Origin of the sequence: Burkholderia cepacia ATCC 25416 (assembly GCF_001411495.1) — a bacterium.
Classification (GTDB): Bacteria; Pseudomonadota; Gammaproteobacteria; order Burkholderiales; family Burkholderiaceae; genus Burkholderia; species Burkholderia cepacia.
The window spans coordinates 662,885-679,824 of sequence record NZ_CP012982.1 but is presented as its reverse complement, the minus strand read 5'-3'; the positions used below and the strand labels follow the sequence as shown (position 1 = coordinate 679,824).

Here is a 16,940-nt window from a genome sequence, read left to right as displayed (position 1 = left end):
TATCGCGTCAGAGAAAACGGATGTTCGGCGTATCGTCGTTCGCGATCGACAGCGCCTGCCTTGCGGCGTTCATCTCGCGCTTGCCGCCGGGCTGCCTGAGCCGCCGGATCTCGGGCCACACGATCACGCCGAACACGGTGCGCAGGATCGTGCTCAGCAGGAAGAACCCGATCGCGCCCCCTGCGAACCACGCGAACGTGTCGAGCATCCCGTCGAGGCTGCGCGACACCGCGGACATGATGCCGAGAACGAAGACGACGACGACCAGCAGGAATAGCGTCGCGAACACATCGATGCGGGCCCCGGCGACTTTCGCGGGTCGAACCAGATACACCGAGGCGTCGGTCGCGTTGCGGATGCCGTAGATGGCCGGGCGATCCGGGCCTTCAGCGTATGCCACCTCCAGCCGATCGCCCGCGACGATGAACAGGCTGCGCGTGGCGCCGGTCACGAGCGTGAGCGGCGCGTCGAACGTGTCGAGCTGCAGCGCGATCTCCTCGATGCCTTGCGTCGTCCAGCCGAGATTGTTGCTCCAGACCTGCGTAGTGATCGTCTTCTGGCTGACGGACGTCACGCGGCCGGATGCGATTTGCATGGTGCGACCGGTCATCCGTTGCTCCGTTCCGTCGTGAACCCGGCGGGTTCGTACCGCCACTTTTCCTGCGCCTCGCGACGCTGAGGCCGGAATACCAGATCGGACAGCCCCGCGATCGCGAGCAGGATACCCAGCAGGCTGATGATGCTCGCGAGCAAGGCCAGGGCGCCGACGAACGCCCAGCCCGATCTGAACACGGCGGCACCGATCAGCAGGCTCAGCACGAAGACGATCGACGCCCATGTGAGCAGCGTCAGGTTGCCGTCCCTTTGTCCGAGCGCATCGTAAGGCGCGATCGCCAGGTCGCTGCTTCTGAGCCACGCGATCCGGTGACGGCCGCGATCGTTGAAGATGCACGCGCGCACGGCCATCCCGGGCTTCAATCGATCGATCTGCTTGAACGCCTCTGCGTCGAAATCGTCGGCGGCGATGAAGTAGCAGGCGTTCTGCATCGTCAGGCGATAAAGCGGCGCTTTCCTGATGTCGGCCTTGATCCGGACGAGGTTCGTATCGATACGGTCGATCGTCGACTCGATCAGCGTGGTGTGATTGGGCATGGGGCGGGAGAGTGCGCCGGTCGGCGCCGCTTGGGCGTGGGATTGATCATACCGATGAAATCACGGGCCGGCACCTCGTGCCGGTCGCGGCCCTGCATCAATCGCGTGCCGTGCCCGCAGCCGCCTCCCGATAGGCGCTCGGCGTCTGCCCGGCCCAGCGCCGGAACGCGCGCGTGAAATTCGCCGGGTCGGTGAATTGCAGCCGCTCGGCGATCGTCTTCAGGTCGAGATCCGACGCGGCGAGCAACTGCTTCGCGTCGCGAAACCGCGCTTCGTCGAGCAACTGCCGATAGCTCGACCCGGCTTCCTCGAGCCGGCGCCGCAGCGTGCGTGTCGACACGAGCAGCGCATCGGCGAGCGTCTCCGGCCCCGGGTAATCGCCGGCCCCGCGTGCCAGCTCCGCACGCACGCGTTCGACCAGATCGCCTTCCTCCTGGCGCACCTGCGCATACTCACGCTCCACCTGCACGAGCGCCTGCCGATGCGCGACTTCGTCGGCGAGCGGCAGCGGCCAGTCGAGCACGTCGCGCGCGATCCACAGCGCGTTGGCCGTGCAGCCGAATTCGACCGGCGGCAACTGGTCGCGATAGCGTGCGAAATAGGGCGGCTCCGGCCACGTGAATTGCAGCGCGATCGACGGCGACGCGCGCCCGGCCCATTGCGAGATGTTCTGCGCGAGCCCGGTCAGCACGAATTCGAACATCACGTGATGCTGCAGCACAGGGCTCGCCTGCACGCCGTGCAGTTCGAGCGTCGCGCCGCGTTCGTCTTCTTCATGGGTCAGGCGATATTGGCGGTTGCGCATCCGGAAGTAGCGCTGCGTGACGGATAGCGCCTCGCGGATGTCCCGCGCGGTCAGGGTCGCGTAGCCGAGAAAGCCGTGCACGGTCGGCTTCAGCAGCAGCCCGAACGCGAGCCCGATGCCCGGATCGCCGCCGATCTCGATCGCATTGAGCACGAGCCGCCCCCATTGCGACGGCGCGACGCGCGCGTCCGGTTCGGCCAGCACCGCATCCCGCAGGCCCGTGCCGGCGCGCACGGCGGCCAGGTCGACACCGCGCGCGGCAAGCGCCTGCAGCAGCAGGCGCGTGTAGGCGACCGGAATCGTCGGCCGGCGCAGCCCGAGGCGGTCCTTGGCGAGAGGGGAAGTCATGTCGTTTTGGCCGGAAATGACAAGCATTATGGCTGTTTGCCCCCTCACGTTCAAGGCGGCGCGCGCCTACGATGTCACGCATCGCTTACTGGCACGATCATCATGACGACACCCTTTCCCCACCTGCTCGCGCCGCTCGATCTCGGCTTCACGACGCTGAAGAACCGCGTCTTGATGGGCTCGATGCACACGGGCCTCGAGGACAGCCGCAAGACGCTGCCGCGGCTCGCCGAATATTTCGCCGAACGCGCGCGCGGCGGCGTGGGCCTGATCGTGACGGGCGGCTTCGCGCCGAACGTGGCCGGCTGGACCAAGCCGTTCGGCGGCACGCTGATGACGTCGGCCGCCGCGCGGCGCCATCGCGAGATCACCGGCGCCGTGCATGCGGAGGACGGCAAGATCGCGCTGCAGATCCTCCATACGGGCCGCTACGGTTATCACCCGTTCGCGGTCGCGCCGTCGAAGATCAAGTCGCCGATTTCGCCGTTCGCGCCGCACGAACTGAGCGCGCGCGGGGTCGAGCGGCAGATCCGCGCGTTCGTCCGTTGCGCGAAGCTCGCGCGTGAAGCCGGTTACGACGGCGTCGAGATCATGGGCTCCGAAGGCTACCTGATCAACCAGTTCATCTCGATGCATACGAACAAGCGCACCGACCAGTGGGGCGGGTCGTACGAGAACCGCATCCGGCTGCCGATCGAGATCATCGAACGCACACGCGAAGCGGTCGGCCGCGATTTCATCCTGATCTACCGGCTGTCGATGCTCGACCTGATTCCGGACGGCAGCGACTGGAGCGAAACCGTGCAGCTCGCGAAGGCCGTCGAGCGCGCGGGCGCGACCATCATCAACACGGGGATCGGCTGGCACGAGGCGCGCGTGCCGACGATCGCGACGTCGGTGCCGCGCGGCGCGTTCGCGTGGGTGACGAAGAAGATGAAGGGCGAGGTCGGCATTCCGCTCGTGACCACCAACCGGATCAATCGCCCCGAAGTGGCCGAGCAGATCCTCGCGGATGGCTGCGCGGACATGGTGTCGATGGCGCGCCCGCTGCTCGCGGATGCCGAGTTCGTGATCAAGGCCGCACAGGGCCGCGCCGACGAGATCAACACCTGTATCGGTTGCAACCAGGCGTGTCTCGATCACGCGTTCAAGAACAAGATCGCGTCGTGCCTGCTGAATCCGCGTGCATGCCACGAAACGGAGCTGAAATACACGCCCGCGCCGCAGCCGAAGCGCATCGCGGTGGTGGGCGCGGGGCCGGCCGGGCTCGCGTGCTCGACCGTGCTCGCGCAGCGCGGCCATCGGGTCGACCTGTTCGACGGCGCGGCCGAGATCGGCGGCCAGTTCAACATGGCCAAGCGGATTCCGGGCAAGGAGGAGTTTCACGAAGCGCTGAGCTACTTCGGCCGCCAGGTCGAGCTGACCGGCGTGAACCTGCACCTGAACCGCCGCGTCGACGCAAGCGACCTGATCGCGGGCGGCTACGACGAAATCGTGCTCGCAACGGGCGTCGCGCCCCGCGACCCGAAGATTCCGGGGCAGGACGGGCCGAACGTGCTCAGCTACATCGACGTGCTCGCGGGCAGGCAGCCGGTTGGACGGCGTGTCGCGGTGGTCGGGGCGGGCGGGATCGGCTTCGATGTCGCCGAGTATCTGGTGCAGGACGGCGAATCGCCGGCGCTCGATCTGGAAGAATGGAAGGCCGAGTGGGGCGTGACCGACCCGGCCGCGACGCGTGGCGGCGTGACGCGTGCGCAGGTCACGGCGCCCGCGCGTGAAGTGACGCTGCTGCAGCGCAAGGCAGCGCCGCTCGGCAAGGGGCTCGGCAAGACGACCGGCTGGATTCACCGCGCGACGCTGAAGATGAAGCAGGTGAAGATGATCGGCGGCGTGAACTACGAATTGATCGATGCGCGCGGGCTGCACGTGTCGTACGGCGAGCAGCGCACCGATCACGAGCTGATCGAAGCCGACACGATCGTGCTCTGCACGGGGCAGGAGCCGCAGCGCGCGTTGCTCGCGCCGTTGCAGGCGGCCGGGCGTTCCGTGCACCTGATCGGCGGCGCGGAACTGGCCGCCGAACTCGACGCGAAGCGCGCGATCGATCAGGGTGCGCGCCTCGCGGCGCGGCTGTAACGGGACGGCCGCGCGTCGCCGCCGTCACTCCATCTCGGCGTGTTGCGTCTCGCGCTCTTCCGCTTCCAGCATCGCCTTGACGATCAGATAAACGGCGGGCAAATCGTCGTCGTCGCGCTTCCAGTCGACGGCTTCCTCGACGTCCGCGGCGACCATCCGGCTGTCGCGCAGCCGGATGAAGGCGTCGACGACCGTCGGATCGTTGCGGTTCAGGAAGCCGGAGTTCGAGAACGCCAGCTCCTCGACATTCAGCAGCGCCTGCCAGCTCATCGTGCGGACGGCGGCCGGGTGGCTGCGGCGCCGCAAGCCGAGCGCCCGCTGCGCGGGGCCGCCGACGACACGCTGAAGATCGACGACCGCCTGCCGCGCGGCGCGCTCGAAGTGGACGGGATTGAAGCCGGGTTGCTCGGGATCGAATGCGGATGACTGAAACATGGTCGCCTCACTAAAGACCGCCTCGGGGACGGAATTCGGGTCAAATGACGCAGAAACACTGTAAATATATACAGTGATCGGCGCACTTTCAAGCCCCCGATGACAGCAGATGGCAGCCGTCCGGCAACCGGGCCGTGTCAGACCGCCGCCGCGATGGTCTCCCGCAGCCACCGGTGCGCCGGGTCGCGATGCACGCGCTCGTGCCACAGCATCGACATTTCATAGCCGGGCACCTCGACCGGTGCGTCCACCACACGCAACGCAGGCACGTCGCGCACCAGTCGCTCGGGCAGCATCGCGACGAGATCGGTGCTCGCGACCGCCGACATCACGAACAGGAAGTGCGGCACGGACAGCACGACGCGCCGCACGGCACCGACCTTCGCGAGCGCTTCGTCCGTCACGCCGAAGAAGCCGCCGCCATCGGGCGACACGATCACGTGTTCGAGCGTGCCGAACTGCGCGAGCGTGGGGCGCCGCTTCAGCTTCGGATGCCCGGCGCGGCCGATGAGCACATAACGCTCGACGAACAGCGGCAGGCGCCGCATGCCGGCCGGCGACCCTTCCGTCGTATGAAAGGCGAGGTCGATGCCGTTTCGTTCGGCGTCCTGCTCGATGCGCGGCGGCGCGAGTTCGACGACGGCGAGCCGCGTACCGGGCGCGGCCGAGCGCAGCGTGTGCAGCGCGGGCAGCACGATCGTCGATTCGCCGTAGTCGGTCGCGGCCACGCGCCACGTGTTCGTCGCGGTCGCCGGATCGAACGGTGTGGCCGGAACCACCGCGCGCTCGACGGCTTCGAGCGCATCGCGCAACGGCTCGCGCAGCGTTTCCGCGCGCGCGGTCGGCCGCATCCCGCGCGGCCCCGGCAACAGCAGCGGATCGCCGAACAGGTCGCGCAGTTTTTGCAACTGCACGCTCACCGACGGCTGCGACATGTTCAGTTTCTCGGCCGCGCGCGTGACGTTGTGCTCGGCGAGCAGCACGTCCAGCGTGACGAGCAGGTTCAGGTCGAGTCGTCTGAGATTATTCATGGCTATACCTGGAATATCAGGAATTCATTTCAAATATACCTTCGACGGCGGCATCCTGTAGTCATTCAATCAAAGGAGTGACGAACATGAATGTGCTGATCGTTTATGCCCATCCCGAACCGCGCTCGCTGAACGGCGCGCTGCGCGACTTTGCCGTCGAGCATCTCGAAGCGGCCGGCCACGCGGTGCAGGTGACGGATCTGTATGCGATGAACTGGAAGGCGGCGTTCGATGCGAACGACGTGACCGGTCGCGCACCCGACGCGCGGTTCGATCCGTCGCTCGACTCGAAGCACGCATTCGCGGCCGGCACGCAAAGTGAAGATATCGCGCGCGAGCAGGAGAAGCTGAAGTGGGCCGACGCGGTGATCCTGCAGTTTCCGCTGTGGTGGTTCTCGATGCCGGCGATCATGAAGGGCTGGGTCGAGCGTGTGTATGCGTACGGTTTTGCTTACGGCGTCGGCGAGCATTCGGAGACGCGCTGGGGCAACCGCTACGGCGAAGGGGCGCTGGCCGGCAAGCGGGCGATGCTGATCGTCACGGCAGGCGGGTGGGAATCGCACTACAGCCCGCGCGGCATCAACGGGCCGATCGACGACGTGCTGTTTCCGATCCAGCACGGGATCTTGTATTACCCGGGGTTCGACGTGCTGCCGCCGTTCGTGATCTACCGGACGGGCAAGATGAACGACGCGCGCTTCGACGAAACGCGTGCGGCGCTCGGCAAGCGTCTCGATGCGTTGTGGACCGCGCAGCCGATTCCGTTCCGGCGACAGAACGCGGGCGATTACGAGATTCCGGCGTTGACGCTGAAGGAGGAGATCGTGCCGGGGACGGTGGGGTTTGCCGCGCATCTGGCGCACGCGTATTGATGACGCATGGCGGGCCTGCTCGGGAAAGCGACGCGCGGGCATATCGACACCTGCGCGCGAATCGCGCCGTTTCCGGAGATCGGCGCGACGGATGCGCGGAAGCCGGCCGCGCGGCAACCCGATCCACCCCGGCGGATGACGAAACGAAACGGGCGGCCCGCGATGCAATCGCGGGCCGCCCGTCTTGCCGGAACTCGATCGCCTGCTTACCGATCGTCTTCCCGCACCGAAGACGGATGCCGGCACAGCGCGCGCACTTCCATCTCCATATACGGGAACAGCGGCAACTGGCTCAGCAGGTCATGCAGTTGCTGCACGCTCTCGACGTCGAAGATGCTGACGTTCGCATACTGCCCGGCGATCCGCCACAGATGACGCCAGACACCTTCGTTCATCAGCCGCTGGCACATCGCCTTTTCTTCCGCCTTCAGCGTGGCCGCCTTGACCGGATCCATGTCCGTCGGCAGACGGACGGTCATTTCCACATGAAACAGCATCCTGCACTCCTTGCGTTGTCGATTCGTCGAACGGGAAGGCCGCTCACGCCTGCGCGCGGGCTCGCTCGACTTCGCTTGCCGGCACGTCCTGCTTTTCCTTGAGCAGCGAGAAATCGAAGTCGATCAGCGCGAACTGCCCGTCGACGCCGTACGGCTTGCCTTCCGCGCCTTCGGCCTGCTTCACTGCCGGGATCAGCCCGTCGCGCGTTGCAAATGCGAAGTCGTCCCACAGGTGCGGATCGCCTTCGATGTTGATCTGCGTCGTCAGCTTACGATAACCGTCCGCCGAAACGAAGAAGTGAATGTGCGCCGGACGATGGCCGTGGCGGCCGAGCTGGTCGAGCAGTTGCTCGGTCTTGCCGCCCGGCGGCACGCTGTAGCCGACCGGCACCACGCTGCGGAAGCTGTAGCGGCCTTCCGCGTCGGTGCGGATCGAACGGCGCAGGTTGAACGCGGGCTGCGACTGGTCGAAGTACGAGTAGTTGCCGAGATGGTTCGCATGCCACACCTCGACGAGCGCGTTCGCGATCGGCGCACCGTCTTGGCCGAGCACCTTGCCGCGCATCACGAGCGTCTGGCCCGGATCGGTGCCGTCGTCGAGGCGCGCATGGCCGACCGATTCCGGCGCGCCGGCAACGTACAGCGGCCCCTCGATCGTGCGCGGCGTGCCGCCCTCGATGCCGGCCTTCGCTTCGGCTTCGTCCATCCGCACGTCGAGGAAGCGCTCGAGGCCGAGGCCCGCGGCGATCAGGCCGAGCTCCTTGCCCGCTTCGTTCAGGTAGTTGAGCGCGGTCCAGAATTCGCTCGGCTGCACGTCGAAATCCTCGATCGTGTAGCACAGGTCCTTCATGATCCGGTTGACGATCGCGCGCACGCGCGGGTTGCCGGGCTTCTCCGCGGCGTCGTCGAACGTCTTCAGCAGGGCGTCGATGGCTTGCTTGTCCATGTGTGTCTCCGGTTTCGGTTGTCGTGTGGGGATCAGCGGGCGTCGCGCTTCATGCGTTCGATGCGGGCCCAGTCGAAGGTGATGCCGAGGCCGGGCGTCGCCGGCAGGTGCAGCTTGAAATCCTCGTAGCGCAGCGGCTCGACGAGGATTTCCTCGGTGAGCAGCAGTGGGCCGAACAGCTCGGTGCCCCATTTCAGCGAGTCGAACGTGCTGAACAGTTGCGCGGACGCCATCGTGCCGGCCGCGCCCTCGAGCATCGTGCCGCCGTATAGCTCGATGCCGGCCGCCGCCGCGATCGACGCGACGCTCGCCGCACCCTGCAGGCCGCCCGATTGCGCGATCTTCACCGCGAACACGTCGGCCGCGCGATCCTGCGCGAGCGCGAACGCATCGACGGGGCCGTGCAGCGCCTCGTCGGCCATGATCGGCACCTGCGCGAGCTGCGTGAGGCGTTTCAGCCCCGCGCGGTTGGTCGCGGCGATCGGCTGCTCGACGAGGCTCACGCCCGCTTCCGCGAGCCGTGCGCCGGCCCAGATCGCGTCGGTTTCGCTCCATGCCTGGTTCACGTCGACACGCACGTCACCGCGCTCGCCGAGCGCGCGCTTGATCGCGACGACGTGTGCGACGTCGCTGGCGACCGCGTTCGAGCCGATCTTCAGCTTGAACGCGCGGTGGCGGCGCGCGTCGAGCATCGCTTCCGCTTCTGCGATGTCGCGCTGCGTGTCGCCGCTCGCGAGCGTCCATGCGACGTCCACCGCGTCGGCCCGGCGGCCGCCGAACAGTTCCGACAGCGGCACGCCGAGGCGGCGCGCCTGCGCGTCGAACAACGCGGTCTCGATCGCGCACTTCGCGAAGCGGTTGCCCTGGAACAGCTTGCGGGCGCGCGCCATCGCGGCGCCCGGGCGGGTCGCGTCCATGCCCTGCAGCAGCGGCGCGAAATAGGTGTCGATGTTGACCTTGATGCTTTCGGGGCTTTCCTCGCCGTAGGCGAGGCCGCCGATGGTCGTCGCCTCGCCGACGCCTTCGATACCGTCCGTGCATCGAACGCGAACCAGTACGAGGGTCTGGCAATTCATCGTGGCGACCGACAATTTGTGGGGCCTGATCGTCGGCACGTCGACCAGCAAAGTCTCGATGCGTTCGATGGTGGCGGCAGTTGCTATCATGCGATTCCTCCTGTTGGTGCACATGGTAGGAATTCCCGCCCCGCGTCGTCCAACACTCTTTCCGACTACTTCCATACCTTTGAGGCATGAAATGGAATTGCGCCAGCTCCGCTACTTCATCGCCGTCGCCGAGGAAATGAACATCACGCGGGCGGCCGAGCGGTTGCACATGACGCAGCCGCCGCTGAGCCGCCAGCTCCAGGCGATCGAGGACGAGATCGGGCTGCCGCTGTTCGAGCGCGGCGCGCGGCCGCTGAAGCTGACGGATGCGGGGCGCGTGTTCTACGCGCAGGCGAAGCGCCTCGTCGACCAGGCCGACGAGCTCGGCCCGCTGACGCGGCGGCTCGCGCAGCTGTCGGAGCGGATCGTGATCGGCTTCGTGCCGTCGACGCTGTACGGCGCGCTGCCGGACGTGATCCGCGCGTTTCGCGAGGCGCAGCCGGACGTCGAACTGTCGCTGATCGAAATGTTCACGCTCGAACAGCTCGGCGCGCTGAAGGGCGGGCGGATCGACGTCGGGTTCGGCCGCCTGCGGTTCGACGACGACCAGCTGGTGCGCGAGGCGCTGATCGAGGAAAAGCTGATCGCCGCGCTGCCGGTCGGGCATCCGCTCGCCGATCCCGATCGGCCGCTCGCGCTCGCGGATATCGCGAACGAGACGCTGATCGTCTATCCGAGCACGCCGCGGCCGAGCTTCGCCGATCAGCAGCTGTCGGCGCTGCGCGACGGCGCGCTGGTGCCGGCGGCCGTGCACGAGGTGCGCGAGCTGCAGACGGCGCTCGGGCTCGTGGCCGCGCAGGTCGGCGTGTCGCTGGTGCCGGAGAGCGTGGAGGGCGTGCGCGTGAAGGGCGTGGTCTATCGGCGGTTGCCGGAGCCGGCCGCGACGTCGCCGATCATCATGAGCCGCCGGCTGCACGGCGAAAGCGCCGCCACGGCCGCGTTCTGCGCGATTGCGCGGGAGATGATCGGGGCGTCGGCCTGACGGGCGTCGCCGCCTTCAAGCAGTGCAACTAACGGTCTGTTTTGGCGTGCGCCGGTGGATGCGGAGGGGGTGTCGTAATGTCACGCGCGTCGATGCAAGTGCCGCGCTGGTTTTGCGGGTCGCAAGCCACAAGCCACAAGCCACAAGCCACAAGCCACAAGCCACAAGCACAAGCCGCATGCCACCGGCCGCGCCAGCGTGCGCGTCGCTATCGCTTCACGTCGAGCGTTTCAGACGGAGACTCGCCGAATTTTTCCCGATAGGCGATCGCGAACCGGCCAAGGTGCGTAAACCCGCAATCGAGCGCGACATCGGCGATCCGCCGGTCGGACGCCGCGCCGCGCAGCAGCTCGCGCGCATGGTCGAGCCGCGTCGCGCGCAGGTATTGCATCGGGCTCATTCCCCGGAACTGCAGGAACGCGTCGCGCAGCGTCCGTTCCGGCACGTTGGCGGCCTGGACGATATCGGCGAGTTGCAGCGGCTGCGCGTAGTGCGCGTCCACGAACTCCTGCGCGCGCCGCAGGAAGCCCGGCGCGGGGTCGCGGTGCGAGGCGTGCAGCACGGACGGCGGGTGGCCTTCGATCAGCAGGTCGATCAGCAGGTGCTCGAGCTGCGACGCGACGCGCGGGTTCGCGTTCGCGCGCTCGAGCAGCTCGGGCGAGCGGGCGACGAGCATCAGTTGCTGGCGCCACGCGGTGAGCGCGGCGTCGCTGACATGCAGCACCGGGTCGAGCGTCGCGCGCGGGTCGCCCGTCAGCGAGCCGACCGTGGCCGCGTCGATGCGCAGCACGAACTGCTCGCAATCGGCCGACAGCACCGCGTCGAAGCGCTCGCCGGGCGCGCACAGCACGCCGGTCTGGCCGTCGACGCCGAGCTGCCGCCCCATCGCGCGCACCTCGGCCTGGCCGGACAGGCAGAACATCAGAAGGTAGTAGCCGTCGACCGCGTCGACCTGCACGCGCATCGCGTCGCCGAATGCGATCGTGCCGATCCCGAGCCCGCCGAGCCGGACGAAATCCATGTGCGACGCGCCATGCGTGCGGCCGTTCGGCAGCAGCGCATGCGGCTGCATCACGCGCGAGATCCGCTCGCGCGTCTCGTCGAGATCGCGGGATTCGAACAGCCGGTGCGCGCGCAGCGCGAGCGGCTCGAACGACGTTGGGGACATGGGCCTCAGCCTTTGTATGAGCGACGCGCGCTTCGATCCGATGAATGGGTCGCGATCGTGCGCAGGGTCGTGTGTGCCGTCATGCTAGCTCAGAAATCCGCCGAAAGTGGATATTGCGCCGCCGCAATCGCACTTTCCGGATAGACGGGGAATATTAGCCTTTCAAAAATGGACTCCATCTTGTTAATGAAACGGAACCACAAGGAGTCCGACATGGAGCAGACAGAATCGCCCGTCGTGTTCGCCTCGCGCGACGACGCGTCCGACGTGAGCTTTCCGCACGACGACGGCTCGCGCGTGCCGTACAAGGTGTTCAGCTCGCAGGCCGTCTACGAACGCGAGCAGGAACGCATCTTTCGCGGCCCGACGTGGAACTTCGTCGCGCTGGAAGCGGAAATCCCGAACGCCGGCGATTTCAAGAGCACGTTCGTCGGCGATACACCGGTGGTCGTCACGCGCACGGAGGACGGCGCGCTTTCCGCGTGGGTGAACCGCTGCGCGCACCGCGGCGCGCAGGTGTGCCGCAAGTCGCGCGGCAACGCGAGCTCGCATACGTGCGTGTATCACCAGTGGAGCTTCGACAATACGGGCAACCTGCTGGGTGTGCCGTTCCGGCGCGGCCAGAAGGGGATGTCCGGGATGCCGGCCGACTTCGACCCGAAGCAGCACGGGCTGCGCAAGCTGCGTGTCGACAGCTATCGCGGGCTCGTGTTCGCCACCTTCAGCGACGACGTGATGCCGCTGCCCGACTATCTCGGCGAGCAGATGCGCCCGTGGATCGACCGGATCTTCCACAAGCCGATCGAGTATCTCGGCTGCACGCGCCAGTATTCGAAGTCGAACTGGAAGCTGTACATGGAGAACGTGAAGGACCCGTATCACGCGAGCATGCTGCACCTGTTCCATACGACCTTCAACATCTTCCGCGTCGGGATGAAGGCGCGCTCGATTCCGGATGCGAACCACGGGCTGCACAGCATCATCACGGTGACGAAGACGGGCGACGATACGTCGGCCGCGTACAAGCAGCAGAACATTCGCTCGTTCGACGAAGGTTTCCATCTGGAAGACGAATCGATTCTCGATCTCGTGTCGGAATACGACGAGGACTGCACGAACCATATCCAGCCGATCTTCCCGCAGCTCGTGATCCAGCAGATCCACAACACGCTGGTCGCCCGCCAGATCCTGCCGAAGGGCCCCGACAACTTCGAGCTGATCTTCCACTTCTTCGGCTACGCGGACGATACGCCCGAGCTGCGCGCGCTGCGAATCAAGCAGGCGAACCTCGTCGGGCCGGCCGGCTACATCTCGATGGAGGACACGGAGGCGACCGAGCTCGTGCAGCGCGGCACGGTGCGCGACGGCGACGCGACGTCGGTGATCGAGATGTCGCGCGGCAATCCGGACCAGCAGGACACGGTGATCACCGAAAGCCTGATCCGCAAGTTCTGGGTCGGCTACCAGAAGCTGATGGGCTATTGAAGCGGGAGCGCGGAACGATGGAAAACCTGACGGAAGACATGAAGACGTGGTTCGAGATTTACATGCTCCAGAACCGCTATATCGGGCACCTCGACAACAACCGGCTCGAGGAATGGCCGACGATGTTCACCGAGGACTGCACGTACGAAATCGTGCCGAAGGAAAACGCCGACCTCGGGCTGCCGGTCGGGATCGTCCACTGCACGAACCAGCGGATGCTGCGCGACCGCGTGGTGTCGCTGCGGCACGCGAACATCTACGAAGAGCATACGTACCGGCACATGACGTCGGGCCTGACGATCGTCGCGGAACGTGACGGCGAGATCGACACTGAGAGCAACTACGTCGTCGTGCAGACGCGCAGCAACGGCGAATCGAACGTGTACCAGGCCGGCAAGTACTACGACACGGTCGTGCGCACGCCGGACGGGCTGCGCTACAAGACCAAGCGGGTGATCTACGACACGTCGCGCGTGCAGACGCTGCTCGCGACCCCGATCTGATACGGAAGCAAGGAACAGTCATGACTGAAGCAACGCTCGCCGAGTGGCATCCGCTCGGCGCTTTCGACGAATTCTCCGAAGACGAACCGGCGGCGCGCGTCGCCGGCCAGAAGCCGATCGCCGTGTTCCGGATCGGCGACGAACTGTTCGCGATGCACGACCTCTGCACGCACGGCCATGCGCGGCTGTCCGAGGGGTATGTGGAGGACGGCTGCGTCGAATGCCCGCTGCACCAGGGGCTGATCGACATTCGCACGGGCGCGCCGAAATGCGCGCCGATCACGGAGCCGGTGCGCACCTATCCGATCCGGATCGTCGACGGGCAGGTGGAAGTCAATGTCGGCTGATCCGTTCGTGATCGTCGGCGCCGGCCACGCGGCGCGGCGCACGGCCGAAGCGGTGCGCGAGCGCGACGCCGCGGCGCGCATCGTGATGATCGGCGCGGAACGCGAGCTGCCGTACGACCGGCCCGCGCTGTCGAAGGATGCGCTGCTGAGCGACGGCGGCGAGCAGCGTGCGTTCGTGCGCGATGCCGCGTGGTACGACGCGCAGCGCATCGAGCTGCGGCTCGGCACGCGCGTCGAGGCGATCGAGCGCGACGCGTTGCGCGTGCGGCTCGACGACGGCACGACGCTGCCTTATGCGCGGCTCGTGCTGGCGACGGGCTCGCGGGTGCGTACGTTCGGCGGTGAGATCGACGAAGGCGTCACGCCGCATTACGTCCGCACGGTCGACGATGCGCGTGCGTTGCGCGCACAGCTCGCGCCGGGGCGCCGCGTGGCGGTGCTCGGGGGCGGTTTCATCGGCCTCGAGGTCGCGGCGGCGGCGCGCCAGCTCGGTTGCGACGTGACGGTGATCGATCCGGCGCCGCGCCTGCTGCAGCGCGCGTTGCCGGAAGTCGTCGGCGCGTATGCGCATCGGCTGCACGACGCACGCGGCGTGGTCTTCCGGATGGCGACGCTGCCGCGCGCGATCCGTCGCGCGCCGGGTGGCGGCGCGATCGTCGAGACCGATCGTGGCGACGTGCCGGCCGATCTCGTCGTGGTCGGTATCGGGGTGGTGCCGAATGTCGAGCTCGCGCACGCAGCGGGGCTCGATGTCGACAACGGGATACGCGTCGACGCGGGCTGCCGTACGGTCGATCCCGCGATCTTCGCGGCGGGCGAGGTGACGATGCACTTCAATCCGTTGCTCGGGCGTCACGTGCGGATCGAATCGTGGCAGGTGGCCGAAAACCAGCCGGCTGTCGCGGCGGCGAACCTGCTCGGTGCCGACGAAACCTATGCCGAGCTGCCGTGGTTGTGGTCCGATCAGTACGACTGCAACCTGCAGATGCTCGGGTTGTTCGGCAGCGAACGCACGATCGTCGTGCGCGGCGATCCGGCGAACGGGCCGTTCACCGTGTTCGGGCTGGGGGACGACGGCAGGATCGTCGCGGCGGCCGCGGCGAACCAGGGGCGCGACATCGGCGCATCGCGCCGGCTGATCGCGGCGGGGGCGGTGCCCGATCCGGTGAAGCTCGCCGATCCGACGGTGAATCTGAAGACGTTCCTGTAACGGCGGCAGGCGCGGCGAGTATGGCGGGCGCGGTGGACGGATGGCGTCGGCGACGACGTCGCCGGCCGCGCGTTTGCCGGACGATTGCGCGACGTGGCGGGTGACGTCATGCTCGGCGGCGATCGCGCGGGGCCGTTGCGTTTCATGCCGCGCGTTTGTCGGCCGGTGCGAAATCGGGGATATTAGCGGCATCGCCGATTCGCCTGCCGCCATGACGCCAGACAAAGCCCTCGAACTGAAACGCAGCAAGCGCCGCGCGCTGTGGCTGCTGCTGGCCGCCGTCGCGGTGTTCGTCACGACGATCCTGCTGCCGCGTGGCCCGTGGGTCGACGGCTTCAAGGCCGTGTCCGAAGCCGCGATGGTCGGCGCGCTCGCCGACTGGTTCGCGGTCGTCGCGCTGTTCCGCCGTGTACCGATCCCGTTCGTATCGCGTCATACCGAGATCATTCCGAAGAACAAGGACAAGATCGCCGACAACCTCGCGGTGTTCGTGCGCGAGAAGTTCCTCGGCCCCGACGCGCTCGCCGCGCAGATCCGCCAGCACGATCCCGCGCAGAAACTCGGCGCGTGGCTCGGCGAGCCGGCAAACACTGACGCGCTCGGCGGCTATGTGACGAAGCTGATGAGTTTCGCGCTCGACATGACCGACGACGCGCGGATCCAGTCGTTCGTCCACGATGCGTTTCGCGCGGTGATCGACCGGGTCGACCTGTCGCAATCGGCCGGCGCGATCCTCGACACGCTGACGAAGGACGGCCGCCACCAGGTGCTGCTCGACGACGCGATCGAACAGGTGGTCGACGTGCTCGACAAGGAAGAAAACCGCGAGGTGATCGCGGGCTTCATCGTCGAATGGCTGAAGACGCAGTACCCGAAGGTCGAGAAGATCATGCCGACGCAGTGGTTCGGCGAGAACGGCGCGCGGATGCTCGCGAGTGCGGTGAGCCGCGTGCTGGAAGGCGTGGCGGCGGACCCCGAGCACGAGCTGCGGCAGCGTTTCGACCGAACGGTCGTGCGGCTGACCGAGCGGTTGAAGCACGATCCCGCGTTCATCGCGAAGGGCGAGGAGATCAAGCGTTACGTTCGCGACGGCGCCGCGTTCAACGAGTATGTCCGCGACTTGTGGGATCAGTTGCGCGCGTGGCTGAAGGCCGATCTCGCGCGCCCCGATTCGGCGCTGCACCGGCAGGCGGCGACGCTCGGCGGCTGGCTCGGTGCGCGGCTGGCGGAGAGTCCGGCATTGCGTGCATCGCTGAACGAGCATGTCGAGAGGGCCGTGCACGAGATGGCGCCGGATTTCGCGGATTTCCTGATGCGCCATATCCGCGATACGGTGCGCAACTGGGATGCGCGCGAGATGTCGCGGCAGATCGAGCTGAACATCGGCAAGGACCTGCAATACATCCGCATCAACGGCACGCTGGTCGGCGGGCTGATCGGGCTCGGGTTGTATCTGGTGTCGCTGGTGCCGCGCTGGGCAGCCGGCTGGCTGCACTGACGCGGCCACGGATATCGCGGGAGGGCGCGGAGTGAGCGACGGGCCGCGCCCGCGAGTCATGCATGCGCTTTCGCGCCGTGCAGTTGCAGGCCGAGCGCCTTGATGACCTTCAGGATGGTGCCGAAGCTCGGGTTGCCGTCGTGCGACAGCGCCTTGTACAGCCCTTCGCGCGACAGGCCCGCGTCGCGCGCGACCTGCGACATGCCGCGTGCGCGTGCGATCACGCCGAGCGCGTGCGCGATGAAGGCCGGATCGTCGCCGGCTTCCTGCAGGCACGCTTCGAAGTAGTCGGCCATGTCGTCTTCGGTCTTCAGATGGTCGGCCGAATCCCACGGCCGGGTGCTGATCTTGTCCATCGA

The 16,940-nt window shown here is 67.1% G+C and carries 18 protein-coding genes; 8 read left to right on the top strand and 10 right to left on the bottom strand.

Annotated elements, in window-relative coordinates; genetic code table 11:
• Positions 1-7: 7 nt before the first annotated feature.
• From APZ15_RS42015 to APZ15_RS20430, 3 genes are all read right to left on the bottom strand, one after another.
• Positions 8-595: a hypothetical protein gene (locus APZ15_RS42015; protein WP_226153378.1), complete on the bottom strand. Its 588-nt coding sequence runs from the start codon at positions 593-595 to the stop codon at positions 8-10.
• An 11-nt stretch (positions 596-606) separates the two neighbouring features.
• Complete coding sequence (locus APZ15_RS20435; protein ID WP_027790978.1) at positions 607-1,152, bottom strand: hypothetical protein; 546 nt, start codon at positions 1,150-1,152, stop codon at positions 607-609.
• A gap of 97 nt (positions 1,153-1,249) precedes the next feature.
• Complete coding sequence (locus tag APZ15_RS20430; protein WP_027790979.1) at positions 1,250-2,332, bottom strand: AraC family transcriptional regulator; 1,083 nt, start codon at positions 2,330-2,332, stop codon at positions 1,250-1,252.
• A 75-nt stretch (positions 2,333-2,407) separates the two neighbouring features.
• Between APZ15_RS20430 and APZ15_RS20425 the strand changes: the two genes are divergently transcribed.
• Complete coding sequence (locus APZ15_RS20425; protein WP_027790980.1) at positions 2,408-4,441, top strand: NADPH-dependent 2,4-dienoyl-CoA reductase; 2,034 nt, start codon at positions 2,408-2,410, stop codon at positions 4,439-4,441.
• A gap of 24 nt (positions 4,442-4,465) precedes the next feature.
• On the opposite strand, the gene APZ15_RS20420 is transcribed toward APZ15_RS20425, so the two are convergent.
• Together APZ15_RS20420 and APZ15_RS20415 are read right to left on the bottom strand one after the other, a co-directional pair.
• The gene (locus APZ15_RS20420; protein ID WP_027790981.1) at positions 4,466-4,876 is read right to left on the bottom strand and encodes a DUF2471 family protein; all 411 of its coding nucleotides are present in this window, start codon (positions 4,874-4,876) and stop codon (positions 4,466-4,468) included.
• A gap of 137 nt (positions 4,877-5,013) precedes the next feature.
• Positions 5,014-5,907 (bottom strand): LysR family transcriptional regulator, encoded by an 894-nt coding sequence (locus APZ15_RS20415; RefSeq protein ID WP_021157299.1) that lies wholly within the window; start codon positions 5,905-5,907, stop codon positions 5,014-5,016.
• A gap of 86 nt (positions 5,908-5,993) precedes the next feature.
• On the opposite strand from APZ15_RS20415, the gene APZ15_RS20410 reads away from it, so the two are divergent.
• Entirely contained in the window at positions 5,994-6,779 is a 786-nt protein-coding gene (locus APZ15_RS20410) for an NAD(P)H-dependent oxidoreductase (RefSeq protein ID WP_027790982.1), read from the top strand.
• A gap of 206 nt (positions 6,780-6,985) precedes the next feature.
• Here the strand turns inward: APZ15_RS20410 and catC are convergent, their stop codons facing one another.
• Genes catC through APZ15_RS20395 form a run of 3 tightly spaced genes read right to left on the bottom strand, consistent with a single transcriptional unit; the run spans position 6,986 to position 9,388 of the window.
• The gene (gene catC / locus APZ15_RS20405) at positions 6,986-7,276 is read right to left on the bottom strand and encodes a muconolactone Delta-isomerase (RefSeq protein WP_027790983.1); all 291 of its coding nucleotides are present in this window, start codon (positions 7,274-7,276) and stop codon (positions 6,986-6,988) included.
• 43 nt (positions 7,277-7,319) lie between these two features.
• On the bottom strand, positions 7,320-8,222 hold the full coding sequence (gene catA, locus APZ15_RS20400; RefSeq protein WP_027790984.1) for a catechol 1,2-dioxygenase: 903 nt from the start codon (positions 8,220-8,222) through the stop codon (positions 7,320-7,322).
• A gap of 32 nt (positions 8,223-8,254) precedes the next feature.
• Positions 8,255-9,388, bottom strand: a complete 1,134-nt coding sequence (locus tag APZ15_RS20395) for a muconate/chloromuconate family cycloisomerase (protein ID WP_027790985.1) — start codon at positions 9,386-9,388, stop codon at positions 8,255-8,257.
• Positions 9,389-9,479: 91 nt separating this feature from the next.
• Here APZ15_RS20395 and APZ15_RS20390 point away from each other — a divergent pair, with 91 nt between their 5' ends.
• Positions 9,480-10,370, top strand: a complete 891-nt coding sequence (locus APZ15_RS20390) for a LysR family transcriptional regulator (RefSeq protein WP_021157296.1) — start codon at positions 9,480-9,482, stop codon at positions 10,368-10,370.
• Positions 10,371-10,578: 208 nt separating this feature from the next.
• Here the strand turns inward: APZ15_RS20390 and andR are convergent, their stop codons facing one another.
• Complete coding sequence (gene andR / locus APZ15_RS20385; RefSeq protein WP_027790986.1) at positions 10,579-11,538, bottom strand: anthranilate 1,2-dioxygenase regulatory protein AndR; 960 nt, start codon at positions 11,536-11,538, stop codon at positions 10,579-10,581.
• 213 nt (positions 11,539-11,751) lie between these two features.
• On the opposite strand from andR, the gene andAc reads away from it, so the two are divergent.
• The 5 genes from andAc to APZ15_RS20360 all read left to right on the top strand — a co-directional run bounded on the left by andAc (position 11,752) and on the right by APZ15_RS20360 (position 16,581).
• A complete protein-coding gene (gene andAc / locus APZ15_RS20380; RefSeq protein ID WP_027790987.1) occupies positions 11,752-13,023 on the top strand; it encodes an anthranilate 1,2-dioxygenase large subunit AndAc in 1,272 nt (423 codons plus the stop codon).
• Positions 13,024-13,040: 17 nt separating this feature from the next.
• A complete protein-coding gene (andAd, locus tag APZ15_RS20375) occupies positions 13,041-13,526 on the top strand; it encodes an anthranilate 1,2-dioxygenase small subunit AndAd (RefSeq protein WP_034196026.1) in 486 nt (161 codons plus the stop codon).
• A 20-nt stretch (positions 13,527-13,546) separates the two neighbouring features.
• The gene (gene andAb / locus APZ15_RS20370) at positions 13,547-13,873 is read left to right on the top strand and encodes an anthranilate 1,2-dioxygenase ferredoxin subunit AndAb (RefSeq protein ID WP_006479527.1); all 327 of its coding nucleotides are present in this window, start codon (positions 13,547-13,549) and stop codon (positions 13,871-13,873) included.
• Positions 13,863-15,083 carry an anthranilate 1,2-dioxygenase system ferredoxin--NAD(+) reductase gene (gene andAa, locus APZ15_RS20365; RefSeq protein WP_027790989.1) on the top strand — a complete coding sequence of 407 codons (1,221 nt, stop codon included), beginning with the start codon at positions 13,863-13,865 and terminating at the stop codon, positions 15,081-15,083. The genes andAb and andAa overlap by 11 nt, the downstream gene beginning before the upstream one ends.
• A 211-nt stretch (positions 15,084-15,294) precedes the next feature.
• Entirely contained in the window at positions 15,295-16,581 is a 1,287-nt protein-coding gene (locus APZ15_RS20360) for a DUF445 domain-containing protein (protein WP_027790990.1), read from the top strand.
• 56 nt (positions 16,582-16,637) lie between these two features.
• Here APZ15_RS20360 and APZ15_RS20355 read toward each other — a convergent pair whose 3' ends face one another.
• Positions 16,638-16,937, bottom strand: a complete 300-nt coding sequence (locus tag APZ15_RS20355) for an addiction module antidote protein (RefSeq protein WP_021157290.1) — start codon at positions 16,935-16,937, stop codon at positions 16,638-16,640.
• Between the last annotated feature and the right edge of the window lie 3 nt (positions 16,938-16,940).

What these genes read in the sequence shown, in the direction of transcription:
- APZ15_RS20425 (WP_027790980.1), top strand. Translation starts at nt 2,408, where the DNA reads ATGACGACACCCTTTCCCCACCTGCTCGCGCCGCTCGATCTCGGCTTC.
- APZ15_RS42015 (WP_226153378.1), bottom strand. Translation starts at nt 595, where the DNA reads ATGCAAATCGCATCCGGCCGCGTGACGTCCGTCAGCCAGAAGACGATC.
- APZ15_RS20410 (WP_027790982.1), top strand. Translation starts at nt 5,994, where the DNA reads ATGAATGTGCTGATCGTTTATGCCCATCCCGAACCGCGCTCGCTGAAC.
- APZ15_RS20415 (WP_021157299.1), bottom strand. Translation starts at nt 5,907, where the DNA reads ATGAATAATCTCAGACGACTCGACCTGAACCTGCTCGTCACGCTGGAC.
- catA (WP_027790984.1), bottom strand. Translation starts at nt 8,222, where the DNA reads ATGGACAAGCAAGCCATCGACGCCCTGCTGAAGACGTTCGACGACGCC.
- andAc (WP_027790987.1), top strand. Translation starts at nt 11,752, where the DNA reads ATGGAGCAGACAGAATCGCCCGTCGTGTTCGCCTCGCGCGACGACGCG.
- andAb (WP_006479527.1), top strand. Translation starts at nt 13,547, where the DNA reads ATGACTGAAGCAACGCTCGCCGAGTGGCATCCGCTCGGCGCTTTCGAC.
- APZ15_RS20390 (WP_021157296.1), top strand. Translation starts at nt 9,480, where the DNA reads ATGGAATTGCGCCAGCTCCGCTACTTCATCGCCGTCGCCGAGGAAATG.
- andAd (WP_034196026.1), top strand. Translation starts at nt 13,041, where the DNA reads ATGGAAAACCTGACGGAAGACATGAAGACGTGGTTCGAGATTTACATG.
- andAa (WP_027790989.1), top strand. Translation starts at nt 13,863, where the DNA reads ATGTCGGCTGATCCGTTCGTGATCGTCGGCGCCGGCCACGCGGCGCGG.
- APZ15_RS20360 (WP_027790990.1), top strand. Translation starts at nt 15,295, where the DNA reads ATGACGCCAGACAAAGCCCTCGAACTGAAACGCAGCAAGCGCCGCGCG.
- catC (WP_027790983.1), bottom strand. Translation starts at nt 7,276, where the DNA reads ATGCTGTTTCATGTGGAAATGACCGTCCGTCTGCCGACGGACATGGAT.
- APZ15_RS20435 (WP_027790978.1), bottom strand. Translation starts at nt 1,152, where the DNA reads ATGCCCAATCACACCACGCTGATCGAGTCGACGATCGACCGTATCGAT.
- APZ15_RS20355 (WP_021157290.1), bottom strand. Translation starts at nt 16,937, where the DNA reads ATGGACAAGATCAGCACCCGGCCGTGGGATTCGGCCGACCATCTGAAG.
- APZ15_RS20430 (WP_027790979.1), bottom strand. Translation starts at nt 2,332, where the DNA reads ATGCTTGTCATTTCCGGCCAAAACGACATGACTTCCCCTCTCGCCAAG.
- APZ15_RS20420 (WP_027790981.1), bottom strand. Translation starts at nt 4,876, where the DNA reads ATGTTTCAGTCATCCGCATTCGATCCCGAGCAACCCGGCTTCAATCCC.
- APZ15_RS20395 (WP_027790985.1), bottom strand. Translation starts at nt 9,388, where the DNA reads ATGATAGCAACTGCCGCCACCATCGAACGCATCGAGACTTTGCTGGTC.
- andR (WP_027790986.1), bottom strand. Translation starts at nt 11,538, where the DNA reads ATGTCCCCAACGTCGTTCGAGCCGCTCGCGCTGCGCGCGCACCGGCTG.